We start from the raw sequence: 26,285 nt of genomic DNA, 5'->3' as shown, positions 1-26,285 counted from the left end.
CTGCCTCATTGTAGTTTTTTTTCCATGATTATGGGATGTTTGGTTTCACCCTTTTTTAATTCGCCAACAGTCTCTTGGAAATCGCGGCTACACAGACAAAACCCGCCTGCGCGGGTTGAAAACATTCTTAGTCCGCGCAGGCGGACATTGTTTGTGTAGACGCGAATTCTATTCGCCCGGTATCTTTATTGTGTTTATTGTGCTATAATAGCCAACAAAGAGCGACTTTAATCCTATGAACATTCGCCAAAAACTTTTAACACTAATCGAACAACTTCCAGAGGATAAGTTAGCAACACTTCTGAACCTAGCCCTCTTCTTGAAAAGTGGAAAAGAACCTATTCAGCCGATGCTTGTATCCCAAGCTTATCAAGATTGGCTGAGTGCGGAAAATGACATTTATGACGAAATATTTGCCGATGAACTTACGACGCGGTGATGTAGTGTTGGCTCAAGTGCCAATGCCATCTACTCAGCTAACACAGTTTAAACTGCGTCCGGCTGTGATAATTTCGGCAGATAATCTCAACCAAATTCTTGACGATGTGATGCTTGTACCTTGTACTTCTAAGACAACTCGCCCTTTGACTACCACTCAATATTTGATAACAGGAGATGAAATTGTATTAGCTGGTATTAGAGTTGAGTCTGTAGTTAGGTGCGAGTCCATTTTTACCCTCAACAAGTCAATGATTGCCCGGAAACTGGGTTCCCTTTCAAATGAGGCTATAAACCACGTTAATCGCGGTTTGATTGTAGCTTTGGAATTAGAAATAGTAGATTAAATAGGACTAACACGAGGCGCGCAAGAATATGGAAGATAAATTTGATTTTCACAACTGCGGTAATGAGGATGCTTTATCTTTCGGTAACGCAATGCTTAAAGTAGAAAAACTCAAGGAAACAGTAAATCGAGCTTGGCCTGAATATGTGTTAGGAGAGAGACTTAGTGAGACGTTAAGGCAACAGAATCTAAATATTGATATAGGTTTAACTACTAACCAACTACGTACTGCTTATGAGAACTGGTTTGGTGAAGGTATAGATTGTGAAATTCTCAGAGTGGGTGCTCAGGGCTGGAAGAAAGGAAAGATTAAAATCAAACTCAATGTCACTATAGAGTTTTGCCCCGACGAACCAGACGTTGAAGAAACACCAGAAAACAACGAATCAGAAACTAGCAAACCAGAATCTCCCCTTGACGATTTGCGTCGCCAACTTCTCAATCAAGAAAACTCACCCAGCTAATCCATCAAACATCCGCGTTAATTCGCGTTCATCTGCGGTTAAAAATCATCATGACTAAAACCCCTAGAATCCCCATTCCCCCAGAAGTCAGAAAATACGTATTTACTCGCAATAAATACCAGTGCCAAAGCTGCGGCCAAACCAAACTAGAAACCCAACTGACGATCGATCATATCATCCCCCTAGCGCGCGGTGGCACCAACGACATCAGCAACTTGCAAACCCTCTGCGGCACCTGCAACCAAAAGAAAACCGACAAACTAGACCCGCGCTTCCGCCGTCACTTTGACCTTTGATATTTAACAGTATAATAAAATCAGCAATTTAAGCTTGAAATTGCTAACCTCTGTTCGATCGCACTTTTAATCCCTAGCTTGGATAACTGCAATGCTGACAAATTGCACCATTGTCAAGAACAGGCAAGATGCCTGTTCCACAAGAAAATGTATCTCTTGTGGAACAGGCCGAAAAGCCTGTTCCTAAGCAAATAATTGAGAATGGTGGAACATCTCAGTTACATCCGTTACATCCGCTACAAAATCCGCTGCCGAACTTCCTACCATCGATAATACCTATAAGGATCGTCTCCCTTCTCAAAATCCGTTCTGTAATCCCAGTGATAAAACTCCCCACTCGAACCGTTAAACACAGAACCATCCGCCTTAAAACTCGCCCCTAAATTAGCCAAAATCTGAGCATTTGCCCTGGTTTGCCGCCAGCGAGTAAAACGCAAATAAGTCTTAGTATCAGCATTCAAACTGTCCGGTTCAATCTGAGAAAAAATCGCCACGCCCTTGCCAACTTTTACCCGACTTAACAAACCCTCAGCACCGATTTCTCCCCCAGACTTAATCAACCAAGTATCATAAAAAGAGCGCGATCGCAAATCTGAGGCGCTAACCCCCTTCACCTCATCCCAACTCGGAACCGCCAGCGAACCCCCGAAATCCTGCGCTTGCTGCAAACCCACGCCCAAACCCGCAGCAGCTACTTGACGCGGCAAGAAAAACGCCTTCCCGCCAGCATTCAAATAACCGCGCAAATCTGCATCTTTCAGATTCGCTTCTCTCCCCACAATCACCAAACCAACATCATTAGAAAGCGAACTAGCGCGCTGATAAATTACCCCCAAACTGTCCAACTTTTGGGCATCTTCATCTCCCCCAATTAAAACTACTTTATCCGGCTTTCCAAGTACCGGAGAATTCATCCCGTAACTCACAATTTGTTGCACTAACTGCGCCGCCCCAGCATCTACAGAATAATGGTCTTCCAAATCCAACTCGTTTAAAATCAGCCGCCCTTTTCCGTAATCCAATTCCATCAGCGGCGAATAAGCTAAATCAAACTCAGATTCCAAAATTGGGCGCCAACCGCTGCGGTGCGGTTTCTCAATTGAAGCGCTACTGACACCGCCGCGATTTCCCCAACGCCAGCCGTACCAAGGTTTATTTGCCGGACTCAAATTAGGGCCAGTTTGGATCGTATCTGGATAAGCTTCAAGCAGCGTGCTTTCCCCTGCCCAATCCCGCAAATCTTCACTGTCTAAACCGCTAATTGCGGGATGGTTGCTGTCAACTGGAAAAGCGCGGCGGCTGACGTGGGCAGCAACTCGGAAACCCGTATTTTCCAGCCATTCCCTCCGTTGAGGAAACACAATTGCTTTGCCGCCGCTTTGCACAAAATTTTCTACATTTCCTGGCAATTTTTCCCCGCTAGAAAATGCTTCCCTACCGATAACTAATAGCGATGAAACTTGCGAACCATTCCACGGTACAAGCTGATAACCTAACTGTTTTAACATGGGCGATGTTTTGCCGACTGGATCGAAAATTGTCAGCGTATCCTTACTTTTGGATTGTTTGGGAAAAACTCGGAAAGCAAATGTATCAGAATGCGATCGATCGCCCACCCGTGCAGTCAAGCGAATTTCGCCGTCAGCCTTGCTTGAAATGGTATTTGGCAAATTTACATCAATTGGGAAAAACAGTGTTCCTGCCTGCTCAATCCTCCCTTTTTGCTCGCTCTTTTTTACTTCTTTGCCCCCCACCAAAACTCGCCAATTAAACGAAAATTCTTGCGACGCCCGCGTATCGTTAATTAACACTACTTGCTTTGCCAGTTTTTCGCCCACAAACAAATTGTGATCTTTCGCAGTAAAAACCGGGCTAGCACCAGCAATCCAAGCCAAAGTCGAGCTATTATTCTTCATAATTGCCTCGCCCCCAGGATGAACAGTGTAAGCTTCGGGCTGCAAATAATTCAAAAGATTATTCGACACTTGTTTCAAATAAACTCCCCTGCCACCCGGTTGAAATGCCCCAATATCTACCTTTTTTCGGCCTGCTTCGGACACTTCCCAACCATGTCCGTCATTCCAAGGAATCATCCCCCCAGACATTCCAAAAGTCCGCCAACTCCGCCAAGTATTTGTACTGAATAACTGCTGCAACTTTTGAAAAGCGGGTGCAAAATCCAACTCTTTTTGAAAATGCCAGCTTTGATACTCCTGACCCTTGACAAATTGCTCGCGAATTTTAGATTTATAAGCGGATGTTTCCAACTCGTAAGCCTGCTTACCAAAATAAATTGCCGCAAACTCCGTCATCCAAGGTTCGCTGAGAATTGCCAGACCAAAACCTTTGCGGGCCCGCATCATCGTTGCGTGCAGAGGAGTCCCAAACTCGACTGCCATGTAGGGTCTTTCCCCGGTTTTGCTCCACTCAGAAATCCACTCTTCTCGTTCTTGCAAGGGAATCAGATTTAAATAAGAATTCAGCGCATAAACATCACCGAAGTTGGCGCCTTGGTGTACCATCACAGGTCTGGTTTGGTCAGCCGATTTTATCGCAGCTATAGCGTCATTTCCTAGCGGAGTGTTGACCCGCAAACGCTGGTTGTCCGAGGGACTGAGAGTTCCTTCTACTTTGCTTTTGCCGATGCGACGGGGATTTAGGTCGTCAGCGTTGCCGAAAAAATTAGGACTTGTCGCCCACATTAATATTGATGGATGATTGCGGTAGCGGCGCATTTCTGTCACCATTCGGTCTTTCCAGCGGTTTTTCCACAGGGGGTTCTTCCATTTGCCGTTCCAAGCGATAGGACTAATGTCTAAAGCGGGAGCCATAATGGGAAAACCTTTGAGGTCTGCTCTTTCGGAAAATAACTCTCGGAAGTGCCATCTACCCCGTTCGTCGTGATTCCAAGGCCACATTTCTGTTATGTTAAAACCGGCTTTGACGTAGCTGTCAATTAGGCTATCAGCCACTTCTAATGTCCCGCCTTGCCAAGTATCCGAGTGCAAGATTGGTCGCAGCCGCAATTCGGTTCCGTTTAAGAAAAATTTGCGCCCTTCTATCCAAAATTCCCGGAAGCCAAAAGGTTGGTGGTATTGCGTGTCTATGCCGCTGCCTTTTACTTCTAATTGCAGGGTGTAAAGGTTTGGTTGCCCGACATCCCAAAGACGGGGATTTGGCCAATTCCACTGAACTTGGACTGTCTGAATTGGTTTAGCTTGAACCTTGGCAGTTGCGGTGAATTTTTGTTGTACTTTGCCTTTTTCGTCGAGCATTTCCGCGATTAATTTAACTTGACCGCTTTGGGCAACGTCTTTGAGTTCTACATCTAATTTAACTTGCTTTTTTCGGGTGGAAGTTTGGACGAATACGTCGCTAATCAGCGGGCCGGGGGGAAGGCTCAGCAGTCGTACCTCGCCGATAATTCCCCGCGATTGCAACTTGGATTTTTCTGTGTAGATTTCTGTGGGGCCCATGATGACGGCTTTTTCCTTTTCATCGGATACTGCCACTACTAAAATAGATAGGGTGTTTTGACCTGGTTTGGCTGCTTTGGTAATTTCAATAGTGCCGTAGGGCCAGGGGATTTGACCGCAGTTAATGCCGTTGACAAAGATGACTGTATCGGTGCTGACTCTGGCTAAGTCGAGAAAAATTCTGCGGTTTGTCCAGTCACCGGGAATGTCTATATTTCTCTGATACCAAGCTTTTGAAAGTTGTTTGCTGTTGAAGTTTTCCCAATCTTTGCCGCGGCCGCGAGTGATGATTCCGGGTACGGATTCGTTGTTTTCTTTTTGCCAGTCTCCCGGCACCGAGACGGAGCCCCAATTTGGGGAGACGGGGGGGGTTTGGAGGTTGCCAAGTGCGGGGACAAATTGCCAAGTTCCGTTAAGATAGATTTGAGAGCGTTGATTGTCGATCGCCCCGGCGGCCAGGGTGGTAAGATTGGGGAAGCCGATCGATATCGCTGAGCTGCTGGCAAAGTTGGGATTTTGAAGCGCGTAACCGACGAATCCAAAGAGGGTGGCGGCTGCGAAAAATAACCCGATAATTTTTGCCAGCTTGTAATTCACTCGCTTATTGCTCCCAGAAATTAGATTATCTAATTTGTCTCTTGATCTATGATAGCAGTTGCTTCAGCAGCAATCCCGCAGCCAATCTGTCTCTGGGAAGATGGCACAGAGCCGACAAATGTGGTTTTGTATAGAAAAAATAAATACTTAGTTTTAACTAAGTTTTAACAAGGTTGTTTCATCGACATCAGCAATAGTGCGATCGCGCCATCGCTACAGGTCAATAAAAATGAGTCGGTTCCAGGTCTTGACCTCACCCATTACATCTTACAAAATTGCTACATTGAGTGCCGGCACCGCTTTACTGCTGACAACTCTGTTACTATTTTCATCCCAGGCAGCTCCTGTAATCTTACTTTTTGCCACTGCAATGGTTAGCGCTTGGTATGCTGGATTAAAGTCCGTAGAACAGGAACAAGAAATAGAACGTCAGATTATTTCCAAAGTCATTGAGACGACGGCTTGCTTGATTGTAGTTCTCGACAGCCAAGGCCGGATTGTCCGGTTTAACCAAGCTTGCGAAAAAAGTACAGGCTACTCGACAGCAGAAGTCATCAATAAATATGTTTGGGATTTGTTTTTAATCCCCGAAGAAATAGAGTCGGTTAAAACCGTTTTTGCCAACCTCAAAGCCGAACATTTTCACAGCGAATATCAAAACTATTGGCGCAGTAAAAACGGCGAGAAGCGCTTAATCTCTTGGTCGAATACTGTGACGACAGATGGCGAGGGTTTGGTAGAATATGTGATAGGAACGGGGATCGATATTACTGACCGCAAAGAAGCAGAAAGAGCTCTGGCTTTATCCTACACTAAGCTAGAAAGTCGTGTTAAAGAACGCACAGCAGAACTAACAGTAGCTAAAGAAGCGCTGCAAGCTCAAGAAGAACGATTTCGCTGTTTAAGTTCCTGTTCGCCTGTCGGCATTTTTATGGCAGATTTTGAGGGGCGCTACACCTATGCAAACCCTCGCTGTCAGGCTATTTGCGGCTTAAGTTTAACAGAACTTTTAGGAGACGGTTGGGAGAATTGCATTCACCCGGAAGACAGCGATCGCGTATTGGCCCGATGGCTGAATTATACTCGGAAAGGTGGGGATTATGCGATCGAGTATCGCGTGCAAACACCACAGGGAATTGTGCGCTGGATTAACGTTTGTTCCTCGCCGATGTTCTCCGACTCCGGCGAACTCATCGGATACGTGGGTACGGTGAGAGATGTCACCGAAAGACAACAAGCGCAAGCAGCTTTGGCAAGCAGCGAACAGCAACTCAGAACGCTGCTAGAAAATACGCCAGATGTAATTATCCGCACTGACAAAGATTTGCGTTATATTTACGTCAATAACGCAGTTGAAAGAAGCCAAGGAAAACCAATTTCATTCTTTTTGGGTAAAACCAGTCAAGAAATAGGAATGCCGCCGGAACTGTGCCAGATGTGGGATGAAACCCTGCACAAAGTGTTAGAAACAGGTCGAGAAGAAATTGTCGAGTTTCAGGCTTTCTCAATCAATGGCCTCCGAAATTATCAATCCCGCGTAGTTCCCGAATTTGACAAAAATGGCGTAGCAGAATCAGCCTTAATTGTCGCCCGCGATATCACAGAAATAAAACTTGCGGAAACTCAAAGATTGCAGTTAACAATCGAGCAAACAGCAAGGGAAAAAGCGGAAATAGAACAGCAGCGCTCGGCATTTTTAGCAGAAGTCAGCAAAATGCTGGCTGATGCGTTTGACGGGGAAACGGTGCTGCAAAAGGTAGCAGAATTAGCCATAAATTCGATCGCTGATGGGTGCTGCATTCATTTGACCGAAAGCGACTCAAATGTGCGTCTAGTCGCTGTGGCTCACGCAGAACCCTCTATGGTTGAGACTATTAATAACTTCAGCATCCGAAGTTTGAGCGCCGAAAATGCTGTTAGCGGCTATCCGCTGGTAATCAGCAGCGGAAAATCCGAACTAATTGCCGAAGTGGATGAGGAGATTTTAGCAGCAGGAGCCCAAAATGCAGCAGAATTGGAAATATTGCAATCGCTCAATATCGGATCTCACGCTTGCGTACCGCTGAGGGCTCGCGGGCGGGTAATGGGTTCCATCACTTGCTTTACTACGCAGAAGTTGGGCCGTCGCTACAGTGCAGAAGACATGGCAATGCTAGAAGACCTAGCATACCGCGTGGCGATCGCCATCGACAACGCCAGACTTTACACTGAAGCGCAACAAGCACTATCTCAAACATCCGAATCCTTTGCCTTAATTGACGCGCTGTTAGAAGCATCTCCCCTAGCGATTTGCTTTATGGATCGCGAAATGCGCTTCATCCGTATCAATCAAGTATTAGCAGAACTCAACGGTTTGCCGATAGAACAGCATCTCGGCCAAGACTTCCGCCAATTGTTGCCCGAACATGCAGCCAAATTTGCGCCGATAATTCAGCAAGTTTTAGAAACCGGCCAGCCTGTTTTAAACTTAGAAATGAGCGGCGAACCTGATGGGAAACCGGGATATTTCGGTTACTGGCTAGCCAACTACTACCCAGTGAAAAATGAAAGAGAAGAAATAATCGGAGCCGGCCTAATTATTACAGATATTACCGCAGAAAAACAAACAGAATTAGCTTTGCGGGAAAGCGAAATGCGCTTCCGCAGCGTGGTAGAATCTAACATGATCGGCATCGGTTTCTGGGATGCCAACGGCGAAGTTACTGACGCTAACGACGCCTTGCTGGAAATGATCGGATATACAAGGGAAGACTTAGTTTCAGGACAGATCCGCTGGCTCGAACTTACGGCGCCGGAATATCGAGAACTCGATCGCATCGCCCTCGCGCAAGTCGAAGCATCAGGAAGTTGCGCGCCTTTTGAAAAAGAATATCTCCGCAAAGACGGCACGCGCTTCCCCGTTTTAGTCGGCGGCGGAAACTTCCAAGGATGCCAAGACAAAGGAGCATTTTTCGTACTAGATATCACCGATCGCAAACAAGCCCAAAATCAACTTCGAGAAAACGAAATACGCATTCGCCGCCAACTAGCAGAACTCGACTTAGTTTACAAAACCACACCAGTCGGGCTGTGCTTTGTCGATACCAATTTGCGCTACATCCGGCTGAACGAATGCCTCGCTGCGATCGACGGCAAATCGATGGCAGATTACATCGGGCATACCGTGAGAGAAGTAATTCCCGAAATGGCCGATATGGTAGAGCCGATTTATCGCCAAGTCCTGGCGACGCAAACCCCCGTGCTCGACTTGGAAGTTAAAGCCGAAACCAAGCAACAGCCGGGAGTTTTGCGGGATTGGCAAATCAGCTTTTACCCAGTGAGCGATGAATCAGGAACACTGCTGGGAGTCAGCACTGTGGTAGCCGAAATCACTGATCGCAAACAAGCAAAACGGGTAATGCAGCAAAGCGAAGCCATATTCCGGCGGCTGTTCGAGTCGAATATTTTCGGAGTCGCGATCGGCGATTTTAGCGGCCGCATCGCCTACGCCAACCAATCCCTGCTCAACATGGTCGGCTACACCCGCTCAGAGATGCTCTCCGGTAAAATGCGGTGGGACAGAATGACCCCCCCCGAATACCTGCACCTCGACGCCTTGGCGGCCGGGGAACTGCGGGCTAAGGGAGTCGCAACTCCTTTCAAGAAAGAGTACATCCGCAAAGATGGCAGCCGCGTGCCGATTCTGATGGGCGGGACGACTCTGAACGCGGACGATCGCGAACCAGAGACGATCGTCGCATTCTACATCGACTTGACTGATATCTCGCGGGTGGAAGCAGAACTGAAACACAATCAAGAACGGTTGCAAATCGCTCAGCAAGCAGGCAAAATTGGAACTTTTGAATTAAACATCCAAACCTGCGAGGTCGCCTGTACGCCGGAGTTAGAGGCTTTGTACGGGCTGCCTGCCGGCAGTTTAGACAGCTATCAAAGTTGGGTCCAAATGGTGCATCCAGACGATCGCGCTGTTACCGAAAAGCAGGTAAAAGCTGCGGTGGCTTCCGGGGAGAAATTAAATATAGAGTTCCGCATTTGCCGCCCGGACAAAAGCGTCGGCTGGATTGCTTGCAGGGCTAAGGTGTTTCAGGACGATCGGGGTTTGCCTTGGCGGATGATCGGGGTGAACGTTGATATCAGCGATCGCAAAGAAGCAGAAGCTGCGCGATCGCACATCCATCAAACTTTAGAAGCCTTGATTCAGGCTTGTCCCCTAGCAATTACCGTTTTGGACTGCGACGACGGCACTGTGAAAATGTGGAACCCAGCCGCCGAGAGGATTTTTGGCTGGCATGAATCAGAAGCGGTAGGTCAATTTGTGCCCAGCGTTCCCGTAGACAAGCGGGAGGAATTCACTGCTAATTTGAAAAAAATTCGCCAAGGAAACGCGATCGCCGGGATGGAAACCCATCGCCAAAGGAAAGACGGCAGCTTGATCGACATCAGCTTGTGGGCAACTCCAGTCCGCGACAGCAAGGGCAACATCAACTGTATGTCGATCATCGCCGACATCAGCGATCGCAAGCAAATCGAGGCCCAACGCGCTCAGTTGCTCGATCGCGAACAAGCCGCGCGGGCGGAAGCAGAAGCGATCAGCCGCCGGAAAGACGAGTTTCTAGACTCTCTTTCCCACGAATTGCGAACGCCTATAAATGTGATTCAGGGGTGGGCACAGATCCTGCGCGCCCATCCCTACAACCAAGATAAATTAGCTTCGGGTTTGGAAGCCATTGAGCGTCAGTCGAAGGTGCAGATGCAGCTAGTGGAAGATTTGCTCGATGTTTCCCGAATTATTCAAGGCAAGCTGATCCTGAAACCCGGCTGGTTCTACATGGTAAAGACGATCGAGGCTGCTCATAATTCAGTTCGTTTGGCAGCCGAAGCCAAGTCTGTCACCGTTTCGTTAGAACTTGACCATGCAGTCAGCTTGATGTGGGGCGACGCCCCGAGGTTGCAGCAGGTAGTGTGGAATTTGCTCAGTAACGCCGTGAAGTTTACGCCTTCGGGCGGAAATGTGCAACTGCGCTTGTCTGCGGTGGCTGTTAGCGGTTCCTCATCACCCAATTACGTGCAAATTACTGTCAGCGATACCGGAAAGGGCATTTCTGCTGAGTTTCTGCCCTACGTGTTCGATCGCTTCCGACAAGCAGACGCCTCGAAAACTAAGGCTGAGAGCGGTTTGGGACTAGGATTGGCCATCGTCGAGCACTTGGTGCAACTCCACGGGGGTACTGTGACTGCGGAAAGTCCCGGTAAAGACCAGGGTGCGACATTTACGGTGACACTGCCTCTCAAACAGCGTCGGAGTAAGCAGCCGCAGTTGAGAGGAGAAACTAAATCCAATTCAAGGCCTCCGGGTATTTTGGCTGGTTTAAAGGTCTTGGTAGTTGACGACGAACCCGACAACCGCGAGTTTTTGATGGTTGCCCTCCAACAGTGCGGGGCGACTGCGACTGCGGTGGCAACGGCTGCGGAGGCGATCGACATTTTGCAGCAGTCGCCGCCGGATATTTTAGTCAGCGATATCGGTATGCCCGTTGAGGACGGCTACTCGCTGATCCGCAAAGTGCGATCGTCCGAATCCGACAAAATCAAGTGCTTGCCGGCCGTGGCGCTGACAGCTTATGCTAGCGAAGAAGAGCGCGATCGGGCGATCGCCACTGGTTACAACGAACACTTAACAAAGCCGATCGAACCCGTTCTCTTCGCCACCCTTTTAGCCAAGTTAATAAATGGGCATTAGGGCGATCTGGTTCGCTGAACCCACAAATAATATCATTTCCGTTTGATTCGGATTGGTATGATGTTAAATCTTGTATAGCCTTTCTCAGAAAGATGAGGTACTGATGGGCATAGGGCATAGGGCATAGGGCATACCTCACTTTTTTGAGAACCGCTATAGGGGCGGGTTCACTAATAATAATTGCCCATAATCTACAATATCATAAACCCGCCCCCGCTGGCTTTTCATTAACGACATGATTGCCGATACACCCAAATAAATTAGAAAAGTTATCACTGTTTTTGTAAGTAAAAATGAATTAAATGCCAAACAGCTAGGAACAGAAATGACAGAAGCAAATTTGGACATTCGCGTCCAATCTTCGCTGGTAGTTGCCTATATTTAAACGGGCGGAAAATTTTACATTTTTTAGGGCGCACCAATTGGAGGGAAAGGCACGCTCCAGCAGTTAAAATACGATTATCAGCGCAATTGGTTCACACCCATGCCCATTTATCCGCTCAACCGCCTAACCGCCAAATTTTTCAGCAAGCTTCCGCTACGAACGGTTCTGATTGTTCCGTTAGTTTTGCAAACGGTAAGTGTTGTTGGGCTAGTGGGCTATCTTTCTTTCAAAAGTAGTCAGGAATCAGTTGAGGATGTAGCGCATCAGCTAATCGAACAAGTAGGAGAGCGAATTAGCGATCGCCTCACTGATAATAATGGACTCTCGGCAATCAATACCTTTCTGCCTAGGCTGCAATTCTCGGCTTCAGGACAAACTTTTATTATGGATCGATCGGGCAATCTGATTGCCACATCCACACTAGAAACACCCTTGGTGACGCCAACAACAAAGCAATCGACGCCATTGCTAGCCACCAACAGCAAGGATGCCCGCACGCGAGATATTGCTCGACAACTTGCCAACCGATTTGGCAACTTCCGCGCACTGCAAACAACCCAGCGATTTACCTTGGCGAACAAGGGCGATAGGCAGTTTGTCCGTGTCACTCCCTATCGAGATTTCCGTGGCTTGGATTGGTTGATTGTGGTGGTGGTGCCAGAGTCTGATTTCATGGCTCCAATTCAAGCAAATACGCGCCATACATTGTGGTTATTGATCGGTACACTGCCGCTGGCAATCGCGATCGGATTTTTGACTTCCCGTTGGGTAACAAAGCCAATTATGCGTTTGAATACCGCCGCCAAAAATGTTGCCACAGGAAAATGGGATCAACCTTTAGAAATTAAACGCTGGGATGAAGTCGGAGATCTCGCCAATTCCTTCAATTTTATGGCAGCGCAACTGCAACAGGCTTTTGCAGACCAAAAATCTTTAAATGAAGCTTTAACGCACAGACAGAGCCAACTCCAGCAATTTATCGAAGCCATACCTGGGGGAGTATCTATCCACGATGCCTCCGGTAAAGTCGTGTACTTCAACGAAACTGCCAAGCATTGGCTCGGCGTAGAAACTATCCCCGATTCGACTTTAGAAGAAGCAGTAGAAGTTTATCAAATCTACCGCCAAAACCAGCTTTATCCCACTGAAGAGCTGCCCGCATTCCGAGCACTGCGTGGCGAAACAGTATTCCTTGAAGATGTAGAACTTCATCGAGATGGGAAATTTATTCCTTTTGAGGTGCGCGCCACACCAATTTTTGACGAAGGCGGAAACATTATTTATGCCATCAATGCTTTTTATAACATCGCACAGCGCAAACAAGCTGAAAAAATCTTAACTGACTATAATCGCACTTTAGAAACCGAAGTGGTCGAACGTACCTGCGCCTTAGCTCGTGCCAACGAACTATTACAATATGAAATTGCCGATCGCAAATTGCTCGAACAAAAACTTTACACTTCTACCGAGCAAATTGTAAAAATATTTGATTCTATCACAGACATTGTATTGATTTTTGAATACGAACAAAAAACTATTCAAATTATACCCACCAAGGGGATTTTTCACTACAACTATCAGACGAATCAGATCGACTCCATCATCGAACATTTTTTTCATGAGGAAAGCCAGGAGATTTATTTCGCTCAAGTTCAACAGGCATTGGAAACCAAACAAACTATTAGTTTTGATTACAGTCTGCTTATTAATAACCAAGAAGTTTGGTTTGCTGCTAAAATTTCGCCGCTGTCGGATAGCTCTGCGGTTTGGGTAGCGCGCGACATTAGCGATCGCCAGTTAGCCGAATCCCGACTGCTGGAAGCCCAAAAAATTGCCCGTATTGGCAGTTGGGAACACGATATCGCCACAGCAACAACCACTTGGAGTCAAGAACTCTATCGCATTTATGAGATCGATCCTACTCAAAAACCGCTGCCAACCGAACAATTAATCGAGCGTTTTCATCCCGAAGATCGATCGCGCTATCTGACAATGGTGCGCGATCAAGCGATGAAGGGACAAAGCTTTGAAATTGATCTGCGGCTGATCCGAAGAGATGGCTCGCTCAGTTATATTGAAGTCCGAGGGAAACCTGTTTATGATGAAAAAGGGCAGTTGATCCGTTTGTTCGGCACTGTCTTAGATATTAGCGATCGCAAACAAGCCGAGTCAGCTTTGCGAGAAAGCGCCCAGGGAGAACAAGCCATCGCCCGATCAATCGATCGCATCCGTCAATCCTTAGATATTGACACAATATTCAAAACCACAACATCTGAACTGCGACAAACCCTAAAATGCGATCGTGTCGGTATCTATCGCTTTAATCCTGATTGGAGTGGGCAATTTGTTGCCGAATCAATGGCTGCCGGCTGGATATCTCTGATGCAACCTGACGATGGTAATGTGCCAAACACTCTCGTCGAAGACTCTCGCTGTACCGTGAAAACTATGCAAGCCTCCGGTGAACCAGTGCTGGATACCTATCTACAAAGAAATCAAGGTGGTATGTATGCTAGAGGCGTCCCTTACCGCATCATTGAAGACATATACAGCGCTGGGTTGAGTCCTTGTTACCTAGAACTTTTAAAACAATTTCAAGCTAGAGCCTACGTTATTTTTCCCATATTTTGCGGCAGTCAACTTTGGGGTTTGCTCGCCAGCTATCAAAATTCTGTACCCCGCACTTGGCGCGAAGCAGAAATCAATATTGGGCTGCAAATTAGCACTCAATTGGGAGTCGCCTTACAACAAGCTCAATTGCTAGAAGCCACTCAACAGCAAGCAGTACAGCTTCAACAAGCTGCCTGGGCCGCAGAAGCTGCCAACCTTGCCAAAAGCACTTTCCTGGCAAATATGAGCCACGAACTCCGCACCCCGCTAAACGCAATTCTGGGATTCTCCCAATTGATGCAGCGCTCTACCAACCTGACTCGCGAACAACAGGAAAATATCCGCATCATCAACCGCAGCGGAGAGCACTTGCTAGCTCTGATCAATCAAATATTAGATTTAGCAAAAATAGAGGCGGGACGCATTACAATCAACCCAACTGATTTTAAATTAAGCAGCCTGCTGAACGATTTGGAAGAGATGTTTCAACTCCAGGCAAGGGAGCAACAATTGCAGTTAATATTTGACTGCTCTAGCGAAACTCCCGAATACGTGCAAACAGATCAAATGAAGTTACGTCAAGTTTTAATTAATCTGCTTTCTAATGCCATTAAATTTACAAAATACGGAGTAATTAGGTTAAGAGTAAGTGCATTTATAGACCGTGAAAATCAGCAACTACCAATCAGTAATTACCAATTACATTTTGAAATAGAAGACACGGGTTCCGGCATAGCTGCTGATGAGTTAGATCAGCTTTTTCAAGCCTTTGTGCAAACCAAAACAGGAACCAAATCTCAGCAAGGAACAGGCTTGGGACTCGCTATCAGCCAACAGTTTATCAAGCTGATGGGCGGCCTGATTACTGTACGCAGTGAAGTAGGACGCGGCACCACCTTCGCGTTTGATATTCCCATCAGCGCCGTTGATGCCCCGGCGACTCAACCCGTACAGCCACCGCGTCGGGTGATAGCCCTGGAACGCAACCAGCCACGCTATCGTATTTTGATTGTGGACGATCAATTAGACAACCGCCAATTGCTGATTAAACTCCTCGCTGTCTTTGACTTTGAACTCGAAGAAGCCAGCAACGGCATGGAAGCTATTGAAATGTGGTCGAGTTTTGAGCCACACTTAATTTTTATGGATATGTGGATGCCCGTGATGGATGGACATGAAGCGACCAAACGCATTAAAGCCACCGTTAAAGGTCAAGCTACGGCAATTATTGCCGTGAGTGCCAGTAACGGCGAGGAAGCGCCAACCGTTACTGTATCAGATGATTGCGATGACTTTATCCACAAACCCTTTCGAGATACAGAAATTTTTGCCACCCTGCACAAACATCTGGGAGTGCGTTACATTTACGGTGAACCGGAGAGTGTTCCCGAGTTAACTCAAATTGAGGCTCCGACTCCAGAGAGTCTGGCAGCTTTACCCGCAGATTGGCTGGCAGCTTTAGAGAAAGCCACAATTGAGTGCGATTTAGAGTTAATTCTGATCCACATTGAGCAAATTCGCGATCGTAATGACGCTTTAGCTAGCGCTTTAGCCGCCTTGGCTAACGAGTTTCAGTTCAATCAAATACTAGCTCTCATCCATCCCGAACCAAAATAATCAGGATATGAGATAGGTTTGTAATGAGTACCATCGTCCTCATAAAACGCGATCGGGCGATCGTACTCACTACAAACCTATAAAGGTTATTTTACCAAACTAGATATGAATTACGAACCAACTCCCGTCTTAAAAGGGAATATTTTAATTGTTGATGATATTCCGGCTAATTTGCAACTTTTAGCTCAAATACTCTCGCAGCAAGGGTACAAAACACGCACCGCACCCGACGGCAAACTAGCGCTGCGGTCGATCGAGTTAACTCCTCCTGACTTGATTTTGCTCGACATCATGATGCCCGGTATGGACGGCTACCAAGTCTGCCAAGCATTGAAAAATGCTCCCACAACCAAGGACATTCCGGTTATTTTTATCAGTGCTTTGAATGAAGTATTAGATAAAGTCAAAGCCTTTGAAGTTGGTGGTATAGATTATATCACAAAACCGTTTCACGAACAAGAAGTTCTCGCCCGCGTCTCAAATCAACTCGTGCAGCGCCAGTTATTCCTGCAAACACAATCCTACGCCCAGCAACTCGAACAAAGCGTAACTGAACTAAAGAAAACTCAAGCTCAGTTAATACAGAAGGAAAAAATGGCTTCTTTAGGTCAGCTAGCGGCAGGAATTGCTCACGAAATCAACAATCCCGTCAGCTTTATCTACGGCAATATTGCTCTAGCCGCGGAGTATGCACGAGATTTGCTTCGCCTCGTCGAATTGTACCGACATTACTACCCCCACCCCGTTGCAGAAATTATCGGCGAATTGGACGAGATTCAACCGGAATTCATCGCAGAGGATTATCCAAAACTGCTGAATTCGATGACAGAGGGTGCTTCTCGAATTAGCGAAATTGTGATGTCTTTGAGGAACTTCTCCCGCCTTGGCGAACAAAAGTACAAGCCAGTGGATATTCATGAAGGCATTGACAATACTTTAGTTATTTTGCAACATCGGCTGAAGGGAGCAAACAAAGCTGGTGATATAGAGGTCATTAAACACTACAGCCAACTGCCAAGAGTCACCTGTTATGCGAGTGAGTTAAATCAAGTGTTCATGAACCTGCTAACTAATGCTATTGATGCCCTGGAAAATCAATCGTCTCCCCGAAAAATTACCATCAGCACTTCAATAGGTTTTGACTCAGAAGCTGCGCTGCACAATCAAGATTCAATATTAGCCACTCAAAACTATAAATCCGTTGTTATTCACATTGCCGATAACGGTTGTGGGATGAGCGAGGAAGTACGCCACCAGATATTTGACCCATTTTTTACTACGAAGCCTGTAGGCCGCGGTACTGGATTAGGGTTGGCCATCAGTCACGATATTGTAGTGGAAAAACATCGAGGTCAAATCAGTTGTACTTCTACTCCGGGCCGAGGAACCGAGTTAATTTTGCAGATTCCGATATCTGTTAAATTTTAATAAATTTCAACATTTTAAAATTTAACCGATCCAGAGAATATATCAGATAGATTGTATGCGAGCATCTGTTTAAGGTAAAACCGATAGTCTGTCAGTCCGTCAGGGGTTGAAACCCCTGCCTCAAAGCGAAAGTCCTCTTTTAGAGGACTGAATAATTTATTAGTCCTCTTTTAGAGGACTTTTGCTATAAGCCCCGTGGAATTCATTCCCTGGCGGAGTGCCGGGTGAGCGGGAGGACTGTTTCATTCTCTTGCTACAGGATTTGATAGAAGTCCTCATTACAAACACGGGCTGATTGTGGGGAATTGACCAGAGAGCGTATTTACTTTAAATCCAGCAATCCGCTAGTTTTCAGCTTAGGATTAAACCGGATTTCTTCAGTTACGCCCCGAGCTTTCAGCAGCGCGAAAATTTCATTTTCTACCCGCCGCGCTACATTTTTCAACAATTTATCTTTGGCAATTTCATCGGCGAATATACCTTCATAATTTGCCGTTTCTTGGGCAGTCATTACAGTTTTGGTGTCGATGGGATCGTTCCACTTGGCAGCATCTGCACCGTTACCCTGGGGTTGAGAACCGTTTTCGGCAATCCAACTTGATCGGATGCTTTCTAGAATAGTGCGGCTGGGCTTGTCAATAGTTTGGACTTTCAGCCAGTAGCAATACTGGGTTTGGCGTACCAAATGCTGTTTGAGGCTGAGGTAAATGTCGCGAGAATAGCCGACAAATTGCAGGACTTTCTCGCTGTCAAAAATCGCGTAAACGCCGATTTTTCCCTGGACAAAATCGGGCAATTTCCCCTCAGAGTCTATGTATGGAATGAATTCTAAGCTGGCAAGAGATTGAATGTCTTCTGTCATCCGATTTTAGATTTTAGATTTTAGATCTAAGATTAAACCACAGATTAACCAGCCTTTACTTAACTCTTGAAAACTCGATAAATTGCACAGAGGCGGCTGGGTTTAAATATTTTGGCTTGGAACATGAAATTAGGGGGGACGTTGACGATCGCAAAATCGCTCGATTCATGATACTTTTCAAATTCCGCAGGCATTCCCTTCGGCGTCTCGCTGCTGTAAGGGACTGGCTGAAAAAGTAACTCGGCAAACTCAATGCGCGAGCATTGCAATTGTAGCGCTACTTGTTTGACAAAGCTTTCACCGGTTAACAAACCGAACAGTGCAGTTTTAGCCTCTGGTTCGAGGACAAAACTGCTATCGTAGCTTTCAATAATCTTAAGACCCATTTTCTGTATACTCCTGACAGATGGCGGTTAACGGTTATTGGTTAACTGTTTTGAGCGATCGACTTAATCCTGAATTTTACCTGAGACTGAGCGTTTTAAACGCAGAACGTATTCGGCAGGAGGTCAATCGATTTTAGATTTTAGATTTTAGATTAAAGAATTGAAGCATTGACCCCACGGATAAAGTCGGGGGCTTGTATCCTGGATGCTTTCGGTCAATGAAAATACCACAATCAGGAAATTTTGACAAAGAGGCCTGATTTATTTGCCGATCGCTTTTATCATGTCGGTATTGCCATCTATCCGACTACCACTAAAAGGCTATGCAGAAGATTGAAAAAGCATCATTCCCAGCTTTGAGAAGTGCCCCGAACCAGCCGGACTGGCTAGAATTGGTAGAATACGCCTCTGTTGCTGGTTCCGCTATTGGCACGATTGCTGCAGGATTGTCGGGCCAAATTGTCTACGCTGCCGCCCCCTTAACCGCAGCACTATCGATAAATCTCGCCAATCGCCAGCGTTTCGAGCAACAAATGCAACAAAAGGCAAATTCTGCGATTACGGACGTACAGGCCGCAGTAGAACGTCGATCGCAGCAAGTTCAGATACTACCTGGAGAACCTGCGGAACTCTACACTGCTGTCTCCGACTTGCGGCAGAAACTCCAGGGCTTGGAATCCGGCGTCATCGCCGAGGTACAAGCTGCCGTAGCCTCCCTCGAACGCCAAGCCCAGGCGCTGCCTGCAGATTCTCAGGATTTCCACACGCAACTGTCCGATTTGCAGCAAAAACTCCGCATTTTGGAAAATAGCGCCCTCAGAGAGCATGATTGGGAAAATGTCAACGTCCGATTTTTATTGATGGGTGAACAGTTAACTGAAGTTAAAACTATTACGGCTCAGTTACAGGAGCGATCGAACGAAGTAGACTTGGATACAATCCAAGGTTCTCTCCAGCAATTGCAGGACTTGCTCGATCGACCCACAATAGACACAGGGATGTTGCAAACCGAGATTCAGCATTTGCAGCAGCAAGTTTCCGAATTGCAGAGACAAAATCAAGAAATTGTCAAGCCTTATTTGCAGCGTCTGACTCGCGCCGTGAAGAAACTGAGTCAGTAGTCATTAGTCAGTAGTCATTAGTCAGTAGTCAGTAGTCAACTGTCAACTGTCAGTAGTCAACTGTCAACTGTCATTGTAGCCTTAACCTTGTTCCCAGGCAGAGCCTGGGAATACATACCCGGAGGCTCTGCCTCAATTACCAATTATCAATTACCCCTTACCAATTACCCATTAGCCGTTACTAAATTTTTCCCAAGCTTGCCAGAAAACATAAATCGATAACACTGCCAAGAGCGATCGAAAAGCTAAACTAACAATACGATCGGGCAATCTCGGCAAAAACCGCGTGCTCACCTGCGCGCCCAACAAACCGCCACCCCCCAGAATTAACCCCACAACCCACAAAACATTCCCGCGCGCCGCGTGTCCCGCCGTCGCCGAAATTGCCGTGATGACGATGACGCCCAAGCTGGTTTGAATTGCGGTTTTAATGCTTTCTCCTAACAGCAAAATTTGCAGGGGAACCATAATTACGCCGCCGCCAACGCCAAACAAACCCGCTAATAAACCCGCCGCACTGCCGGTGGCAATTTTAGCAAAAGTTGGATGGAATATAATATTTGAATTATGGGGTAATTCGTGATTGGTAATTGGTAATTGAGCATTTTCTCCTTGTCCCGCTTGTCCTCTTAGTTCCCCTTGTTCTAGTTCCGCTTGCTTCTTAGCTGTCAGGTGCTTGCGAACTTCAATCAAATAAATATTCAACCACAGCAACAACCCAAAAGTAAGTAACAGCAAGTAAGGCGGAAATATCCCCGCCAAATAAGCACCGATTTGTGCTGTAATGACGGCGGGAAATCCGATGCCTGCGACTTGACTCAAGTTGAGGTAGCCCATGCGCCAATTCTGGATGCTGCCAGAAATAGCTGTAATCACGATCGACAAACCGCTAGTAGCAACCGCTTCCACGGGAGCGTAATTGAGAGCCACCAACAAAGGCACGAGCACGGTACCGCCGCCGATACCCAAAAATCCAGCTAGAATTCCGGCAAAAATTCCCGCCGCACCCAACATCAATAATTCAGTGATAGTCATTAGTCATTAGTCATTAGTCATTAGCCATTAGTCATTAGTCATTAGTCATTAGTCATTAGTCATTAGTCATTAGTCAACAGTTAACAGTCAAATTTTAAGAATCATTAGTCGTGCCATCGGGCATAATTGCCCGCCTCAAGTCTGCATCGCGGAAGTTAGTTCGATTGAGATTAGCATCAATCAAAACCGCTTCCACCAAAATAGCCCCGCTAAAATTAGACCAGCACAGCTTTGCCCGGTACAAATTAGCACCGCTCAAATTAGCTCTTGCCAGCGTTGACCAACTCACATTAGCAACTCTCAAATTAGCATTGCTCAGATTAGCTTCGGTGAGATTAGCTCCAATCATCGTTACTTGGCGCAAGTCTGCACCAGTCAGGTTGGCCCCGCTCAGCATCGCCCCGCTAAGAATTGCCTGATTCAGGTTAGCTCTTTCTAAAAGCGACTCGCTGAGAATGGCATTTGTCAGGTTTACCGCTTTGAGAGTTGACCAACTCAAATTTGCCTTCATCAAATTAATGCGAATCATGCTAGCGTCGGTTAGGTTTGCCGCAAACAAATTCGCTTCAGTAAAGTTGGCTTCGGTCAAATTAGCTTCGGTCAAATTAGCCTTCGTCATGTTGACTTCTCTGGCCATTGAGCCGCGCAGGTTTGCTCCCATCAGGTTAGCCCCGGTGAGATTGGCACGGCTCAAATCGGTACCGATGAGATTTGCTTCGCTGAGGTTGGCTTCCGTCAAGTCCACCCCTGCCAATTTCACCTCGCGCAAGTTCGCTCCCGTTAGGTTAGCGCCTTTGAGGTTTGCGTCTTGGAAATTCGCTCTGGTAAAGTTAGCCTCGCTGAGGTTTACCCCTTTTAAGTCGGCCCCGGCGAGGTTAATTTCTCGAAAATTTCTTTCTCCGGCCGCATATTGCCTCAGAATTCGATCGGCCTCCATGTCATTCGCCTCGCAATTTTTTTTAAACGTTAGAGTGATGGGTGTTACCACATCATCCCAGATAACTACGGTATTCACTCTGCACGCTGTAGTATCTGTAGAATCTTTGCATTGCTTTCCCGGCACTGCTGTGCCACTGCCTCCTAAAAGGTCTGACAAATATCAAAGCTTCTGAGAAAATCAACAATAGGGTAAAACTCTCGGCGCTCGGCACTGAGTCAGTCGATTTGAGATTTTAGATTTTAGATTTGCTCCACAGATTCATCTGGGAGCCGGAACTTTGGTCTAAAATTATGGGCTCACCACGACGATTATCGGAAACTTGTATTCGTTTTTGGGCGAGCTGGCAGTTGACAGTTGGCAGTTGACAACTGTCAACTGTCAACTGCCAGTTGTCAACTGTCAACTCTCAACTGTCAACTATCAACAGAGAAAGGAAATCTTAAAATGCCTGAAAATTTGAGAAGCCAAGCTGTGACTGGGGGCGTGCAGCGCGCGCCCAACCGAGCAATGCTGCGGGCAGTCGGTTTTGGCGACGGCGATTTCACTAAGCCGATTGTGGGGATTGCCAACGGGTATAGCACGATTACGCCCTGCAATATGGGATTGAACGAGCTCGCTTTGCGGGCTATTGCGGGTGCAAAAGAAGCCGGCGCCATGCCACAGATGTTCGGTACGATTACTATCAGCGACGGGATCTCGATGGGAACAGAAGGGATGAAATATTCTCTGGTGTCGAGAGATGTGATTGCTGATTCCATCGAAACTGTTTGCAACGGCCAAAGTATGGACGGTGTGCTGGCTGTCGGTGGCTGCGATAAAAATATGCCGGGGGCGATGATTGCGATCGCCCGCATGAACATTCCTGCTATTTTTGTCTACGGTGGCACGATCAAACCGGGACACCACAACGGAAAGGATTTAACCGTTGTCAGCGCTTTTGAAGCGGTCGGTCAATTCAGCGCGGGCAAAATTGACGAAACAGAACTCAACGCAGTGGAACAGAATGCTTGTCCGGGGGCGGGTTCCTGCGGCGGAATGTTCACAGCAAATACCATGTCGAGCGCTTTTGAAGTGATGGGCATGAGTTTGCCTTATTCTTCGACAATGGCTGCTGAGGATGCCGAAAAAGCTGACAGCGCTGCCAAATCTGCAAAAGTGTTGGTGGAAGCTGTCCGCAAACAGTTGTTACCGAGCCAAATTTTGACTCGCAAGGCCTTTGAAAATGCGATCGCTGTAATCATGGCAGTCGGCGGTTCAACCAACGCTGTGCTGCATTTATTGGCCATTTCCAATGCCATCGGAGTGGAGTTGTCCCTCGATGATTTTGAAACTATTAGAGCGAAAGTACCAGTGCTGTGCGACCTCAAACCCAGCGGCAAATATGTAGCAACCGATTTGCACAAAGCTGGCGGCATTCCTCAAGTAATGAAAATGCTGCTAGAAAAGGGTTTACTGCACGGAGACGCCCTGACAATTACCGGTCAAACTATTGCTGAAGTGTTAGCGGATATTCCAGCCGAACCCCGCACCGACCAAGATGTCATCCGCCCTTGGAACAACCCGATGTACGCCCAAGGGCATTTAGCAATTCTCAGGGGAAATCTGGCAACCGAAGGAGCCGTTGCTAAAATTACTGGCGTTAAGAAACCGCAAATTACCGGCCCGGCGCGGGTATTTGAATCTGAAGAAAATTGTTTGGATGCAATTTTAGCCGGCAAAATTCAAGCCGGAGATGTGATTATCATCCGCTACGAAGGGCCCAAAGGCGGACCGGGAATGCGCGAAATGTTAGCACCAACTTCGGCAATTATTGGCGCCGGTTTGGGCGATTCTGTAGGATTAATTACTGACGGTCGCTTCTCTGGCGGAACTTACGGCATGGTGGTCGGTCACGTTGCACCAGAAGCACAAGTTGGCGGGACAATTGCTCTAGTAAAAGAGGGTGATTCGATTACAATTGATGCTAACAATCGCTTGTTGCAGCTCAATGTTTCTGATGCAGAATTGGAGCAGCGGCGCGCTCTTTGGCAGCCTCCTAAACCTCGCTATACTAAGGGCGTTTTAGCTAAATACGCTAAGTTGGTTTCTTCTAGCAGTGTTGGTGCTGTGACTGATTTGGGTTTGGGTTAAAGTAGGAATTTTTTTAACCGCCGATGAAGCCAGATAAACGCAGATGAACGCAGATAGGATTTTATCTGCGTTCATCTGTGTCCATCCGCTGATATCTGCGGTTAAAACATTCCAAATTAAGGGCGCTGATTCAAAAAGCGGCCTGCCATCGACATGGCGTCAGTAATATCTACGTCGCCGTCTCCATCTGCATCTAAAAACGTATTTAAAACGGGATTTCCGCCCTGGGCTGGATTTTGGGCGTTGCCGCCGGTTTGTAGCAAATTCAGTATGAGCGGCACCAAAACAGGTATCATCGCCTGCACTGTGGCGTTATTCAAACCGGTTCTTTGGGCGATATCGGTCACTATTTGCGTGAGTTGGCCGGCTCCGAACAAACTCTGTACCGCTTGGGGGTTGGGATTTGTGCCGCTAAATTGGTTGACAAGTTGTTGAGCTTGTGCGTCTCCTGACTGCGATCGCACGTCTTGTAATGCCGATCGCACGTATCCGCCCAAAACCGACATCGCCAACTGAGTCGTACCCGCATTGACGCCCTGGTTGCCGCTCAACTGCTCTACCGCACCGAGAATGTTGCCCAACTGATTGGGGCTTGCTTGTTGGTTGGGATTGTCGATCGCGCTCAAAATTTGGTCAAATAGTCCCATCATTTTCGCTCCGTACAGTGATTGCTCAACTTAAAATTATAGCAACTCCTGTTTTTCAAGATTACTGAAAATAGTTGTGATTTGGGTATTATCACTCATTTAGTGGGGTAGCGACAGCCAGTTAGTAAGCAATCTCATACCATTTTAGATTTTAGATTTTAGATTTTAGATGGGGAATGAATTCTGACATCAGATTGCGGAGCGTGCTTGCAGTTGCATTCTTTTTTGAAACAGGGATTAAAACGAATAATTTTTAAGTTTTTACAGTTCCTCTTTTTTTGGGCTTGGTTGGCACGTTCTCGTTGCCGAGGGAATTATATTCACGAGCAACTGGAGGTTGTAAGAGCGTATTTTGCCTTAAATCCTCATGCTTAATCGGCAGGGCTATCGAAAATTCCGTCCCCGTTCCCACCTCAGACCAAAAGTTAATTGTCCCCCCGTGTTTTTTAACGATAATTTCGCGACCAATTGCCAATCCCAAACCCGTACCTACACCTCTCGGTTTAGTAGTAAAGAATGTTTCAAACATTTTTTCTTGGCTCTCTGGTGCTATTCCCGTACCGTTATCAGAAATTCGCACTAGCACTGAGTCGTCGTCCAAGTATTCTGTAGTAATCACAATCCTCGGCGAAAAACTCGGTGCTTCCTGGAGTGACTCCGAAGCCGATTGTTTTTTCGCCTCGGCTGAGCTGGACTTCTCACTTTTTGCTTTCTCTTCCACAGCATCTAGTGCATTGTTGATAAGGTTCACAAATACCTGGTAAAGCAAACCCATATAGCCTTCCACAGTCGGAATATTCCCGTAATTTCGCACCACTTCAATGCCCTGTTTGATGCGGCTGTTGAGAATCAGCAAACTGCTGTCTATGCAGGCGTGCAAATCGACGGGATGAGGGGCTGCCTCATCGAGGCGAGAAAAATCTTTCAAACTTAAGATAATAGCTTTGGCTCTTTCAGCGCCTACTTGCATTGAGTCAAATATTTTTATCAAATCTTCTTTGAGAAAATCGATGTCTATTTCTTCGCCTTTCGCCAGCACTGCTGCAGGGGGGTTGGCAATTTCTGTTTCGTAAGTTTTGAGCAAGTCTAAAATATCTTCAACATAATTTCTTGCAGGAGCGATATTGGCATAGATAAAATTGATTGGGTTGTTAACTTCGTGAGCAACACCGGCTAACATCCGCCCCAAAGTTGCCATTTTCTCATTTTGAAGTATCTGGCTTTCTTGTTCAGATTTCAATTCTTTGAGCAACTGATTTACTTTTTGAATCAGTTGATTCAGCGAAGTTGCTAATACTCCTACTTCATCGGTGCTGGTAACTGGTACTTGCAACTGAAAATTAGATTCTTCAGTCACCCGCTGAGCGATTTTAGTTACAGCCGCGAGGGGTTTGGCGATCGCCCGACTGGTGAAGCCCGCCAGCACTGCTGCAACGATGATTGACAGTGCCATGCTACCCAAAATTATTTGCACCCGCAGCGTCTGGGCTCGCAGCAGATCCTCCCGCCCTGCATCTTCTTGCTCTTGGGCGCGATCGATAATTTCTGCTATATCATTGACCGCCCTATCTAGTTCCAACCCTATTTTATCTCGATCTAAATTCGACAGCAACTTACGTTTTACAAGTTGTTTAGCGGGGTTATTTGGCAATACAATGATTTTTTTATTAACTCTTTCTATTCGAGCAAGATAATTAGGGCTTGCTGAATAATCGATCGCACATCAAGAATAAGAGCGATCGATATCTTCAAGCCGAGTTAAATATA

16 protein-coding genes are annotated in these 26,285 nt (G+C 46.7%); 9 read left to right on the top strand and 7 right to left on the bottom strand.

Going from position 1 to position 26,285, the window contains the following annotated elements:
- The first annotated feature begins 235 nt into the window (after positions 1–235).
- The 4 genes from QT979_RS25730 to QT979_RS25715 are packed head-to-tail and all read left to right on the top strand — an operon-like array spanning position 236 to position 1,544.
- Positions 236–439: a hypothetical protein gene (locus tag QT979_RS25730; RefSeq protein ID WP_333228264.1), complete on the top strand. Its 204-nt coding sequence runs from the start codon at positions 236–238 to the stop codon at positions 437–439.
- A complete protein-coding gene (locus QT979_RS25725) occupies positions 420–785 on the top strand; it encodes a type II toxin-antitoxin system PemK/MazF family toxin (RefSeq protein ID WP_333228262.1) in 366 nt (121 codons plus the stop codon). The genes QT979_RS25730 and QT979_RS25725 overlap by 20 nt, the downstream gene beginning before the upstream one ends.
- A gap of 28 nt (positions 786–813) precedes the next feature.
- Positions 814–1,248: a KGK domain-containing protein gene (locus QT979_RS25720; protein ID WP_333312080.1), complete on the top strand. Its 435-nt coding sequence runs from the start codon at positions 814–816 to the stop codon at positions 1,246–1,248.
- Between the two features lie 50 nt (positions 1,249–1,298).
- Positions 1,299–1,544 carry an HNH endonuclease gene (locus QT979_RS25715; protein WP_333312079.1) on the top strand — a complete coding sequence of 82 codons (246 nt, stop codon included), beginning with the start codon at positions 1,299–1,301 and terminating at the stop codon, positions 1,542–1,544.
- Between the two features lie 260 nt (positions 1,545–1,804).
- Here QT979_RS25715 and QT979_RS25710 read toward each other — a convergent pair whose 3' ends face one another.
- Positions 1,805–5,617, bottom strand: a complete 3,813-nt coding sequence (locus QT979_RS25710) for a glycoside hydrolase family 2 TIM barrel-domain containing protein (protein ID WP_333312078.1) — start codon at positions 5,615–5,617, stop codon at positions 1,805–1,807.
- Positions 5,618–5,846: 229 nt separating this feature from the next.
- Here QT979_RS25710 and QT979_RS25705 point away from each other — a divergent pair, with 229 nt between their 5' ends.
- The 3 genes from QT979_RS25705 to QT979_RS25695 all read left to right on the top strand — a co-directional run bounded on the left by QT979_RS25705 (position 5,847) and on the right by QT979_RS25695 (position 17,397).
- A complete protein-coding gene (locus QT979_RS25705) occupies positions 5,847–11,357 on the top strand; it encodes a PAS domain S-box protein (protein WP_333312077.1) in 5,511 nt (1,836 codons plus the stop codon).
- 484 nt (positions 11,358–11,841) lie between these two features.
- Positions 11,842–15,969, top strand: a complete 4,128-nt coding sequence (locus tag QT979_RS25700) for an ATP-binding protein (RefSeq protein ID WP_333312076.1) — start codon at positions 11,842–11,844, stop codon at positions 15,967–15,969.
- 105 nt (positions 15,970–16,074) lie between these two features.
- The gene (locus tag QT979_RS25695) at positions 16,075–17,397 is read left to right on the top strand and encodes a response regulator (RefSeq protein WP_333312075.1); all 1,323 of its coding nucleotides are present in this window, start codon (positions 16,075–16,077) and stop codon (positions 17,395–17,397) included.
- A 322-nt stretch (positions 17,398–17,719) separates the two neighbouring features.
- Here QT979_RS25695 and QT979_RS25690 read toward each other — a convergent pair whose 3' ends face one another.
- Together QT979_RS25690 and QT979_RS25685 are read right to left on the bottom strand one after the other, a co-directional pair.
- On the bottom strand, positions 17,720–18,259 hold the full coding sequence (locus QT979_RS25690) for a GIY-YIG nuclease family protein (RefSeq protein WP_333202972.1): 540 nt from the start codon (positions 18,257–18,259) through the stop codon (positions 17,720–17,722).
- Between the two features lie 59 nt (positions 18,260–18,318).
- Positions 18,319–18,645: a hypothetical protein gene (locus QT979_RS25685; protein ID WP_333312074.1), complete on the bottom strand. Its 327-nt coding sequence runs from the start codon at positions 18,643–18,645 to the stop codon at positions 18,319–18,321.
- A 323-nt stretch (positions 18,646–18,968) separates the two neighbouring features.
- On the opposite strand from QT979_RS25685, the gene QT979_RS25680 reads away from it, so the two are divergent.
- The gene (locus QT979_RS25680; RefSeq protein WP_333312073.1) at positions 18,969–19,766 is read left to right on the top strand and encodes a hypothetical protein; all 798 of its coding nucleotides are present in this window, start codon (positions 18,969–18,971) and stop codon (positions 19,764–19,766) included.
- Between the two features lie 171 nt (positions 19,767–19,937).
- On the opposite strand, the gene QT979_RS25675 is transcribed toward QT979_RS25680, so the two are convergent.
- Entirely contained in the window at positions 19,938–20,801 is an 864-nt protein-coding gene (locus QT979_RS25675; RefSeq protein WP_333214447.1) for a sulfite exporter TauE/SafE family protein, read from the bottom strand.
- 94 nt (positions 20,802–20,895) lie between these two features.
- Positions 20,896–21,738, bottom strand: coding sequence for a pentapeptide repeat-containing protein (locus QT979_RS25670; protein WP_333214465.1), 843 nt, complete (start codon positions 21,736–21,738; stop codon positions 20,896–20,898).
- 447 nt (positions 21,739–22,185) lie between these two features.
- Here QT979_RS25670 and ilvD point away from each other — a divergent pair, with 447 nt between their 5' ends.
- Complete coding sequence (gene ilvD, locus QT979_RS25665) at positions 22,186–23,871, top strand: dihydroxy-acid dehydratase (protein WP_333312072.1); 1,686 nt, start codon at positions 22,186–22,188, stop codon at positions 23,869–23,871.
- Between the two features lie 116 nt (positions 23,872–23,987).
- Here the strand turns inward: ilvD and QT979_RS25660 are convergent, their stop codons facing one another.
- Entirely contained in the window at positions 23,988–24,518 is a 531-nt protein-coding gene (locus QT979_RS25660) for a hypothetical protein (protein WP_333214443.1), read from the bottom strand.
- A gap of 253 nt (positions 24,519–24,771) precedes the next feature.
- Positions 24,772–26,130 (bottom strand): ATP-binding protein, encoded by a 1,359-nt coding sequence (locus QT979_RS25655; protein ID WP_333312071.1) that lies wholly within the window; start codon positions 26,128–26,130, stop codon positions 24,772–24,774.
- Positions 26,131–26,285: the final 155 nt, after the last annotated feature.

This window comes from Microcoleus sp. w2-18bC1 (assembly GCF_036700365.1).
In the GTDB taxonomy this organism is placed as follows: domain Bacteria; phylum Cyanobacteriota; class Cyanobacteriia; order Cyanobacteriales; family Microcoleaceae; genus Microcoleus.
This window is presented reverse-complemented; position numbering and strand designations above follow the sequence as displayed.

Excerpts from the sequence above, each read along its gene's own strand:
- QT979_RS25675 (WP_333214447.1), bottom strand. The coding sequence starts at position 20,801 with ATGACTATCACTGAATTATTGATGTTGGGTGCGGCGGGAATTTTTGCC.
- QT979_RS25685 (WP_333312074.1), bottom strand. The coding sequence starts at position 18,645 with ATGGGTCTTAAGATTATTGAAAGCTACGATAGCAGTTTTGTCCTCGAA.
- QT979_RS25695 (WP_333312075.1), top strand. The coding sequence starts at position 16,075 with ATGAATTACGAACCAACTCCCGTCTTAAAAGGGAATATTTTAATTGTT.
- QT979_RS25690 (WP_333202972.1), bottom strand. The coding sequence starts at position 18,259 with ATGACAGAAGACATTCAATCTCTTGCCAGCTTAGAATTCATTCCATAC.
- QT979_RS25715 (WP_333312079.1), top strand. The coding sequence starts at position 1,299 with ATGACTAAAACCCCTAGAATCCCCATTCCCCCAGAAGTCAGAAAATAC.
- ilvD (WP_333312072.1), top strand. The coding sequence starts at position 22,186 with ATGCCTGAAAATTTGAGAAGCCAAGCTGTGACTGGGGGCGTGCAGCGC.
- QT979_RS25730 (WP_333228264.1), top strand. The coding sequence starts at position 236 with ATGAACATTCGCCAAAAACTTTTAACACTAATCGAACAACTTCCAGAG.
- QT979_RS25660 (WP_333214443.1), bottom strand. The coding sequence starts at position 24,518 with ATGGGACTATTTGACCAAATTTTGAGCGCGATCGACAATCCCAACCAA.
- QT979_RS25720 (WP_333312080.1), top strand. The coding sequence starts at position 814 with ATGGAAGATAAATTTGATTTTCACAACTGCGGTAATGAGGATGCTTTA.
- QT979_RS25680 (WP_333312073.1), top strand. The coding sequence starts at position 18,969 with ATGCAGAAGATTGAAAAAGCATCATTCCCAGCTTTGAGAAGTGCCCCG.
- QT979_RS25705 (WP_333312077.1), top strand. The coding sequence starts at position 5,847 with ATGAGTCGGTTCCAGGTCTTGACCTCACCCATTACATCTTACAAAATT.
- QT979_RS25670 (WP_333214465.1), bottom strand. The coding sequence starts at position 21,738 with ATGGAGGCCGATCGAATTCTGAGGCAATATGCGGCCGGAGAAAGAAAT.
- QT979_RS25725 (WP_333228262.1), top strand. The coding sequence starts at position 420 with ATGAACTTACGACGCGGTGATGTAGTGTTGGCTCAAGTGCCAATGCCA.
- QT979_RS25700 (WP_333312076.1), top strand. The coding sequence starts at position 11,842 with ATGCCCATTTATCCGCTCAACCGCCTAACCGCCAAATTTTTCAGCAAG.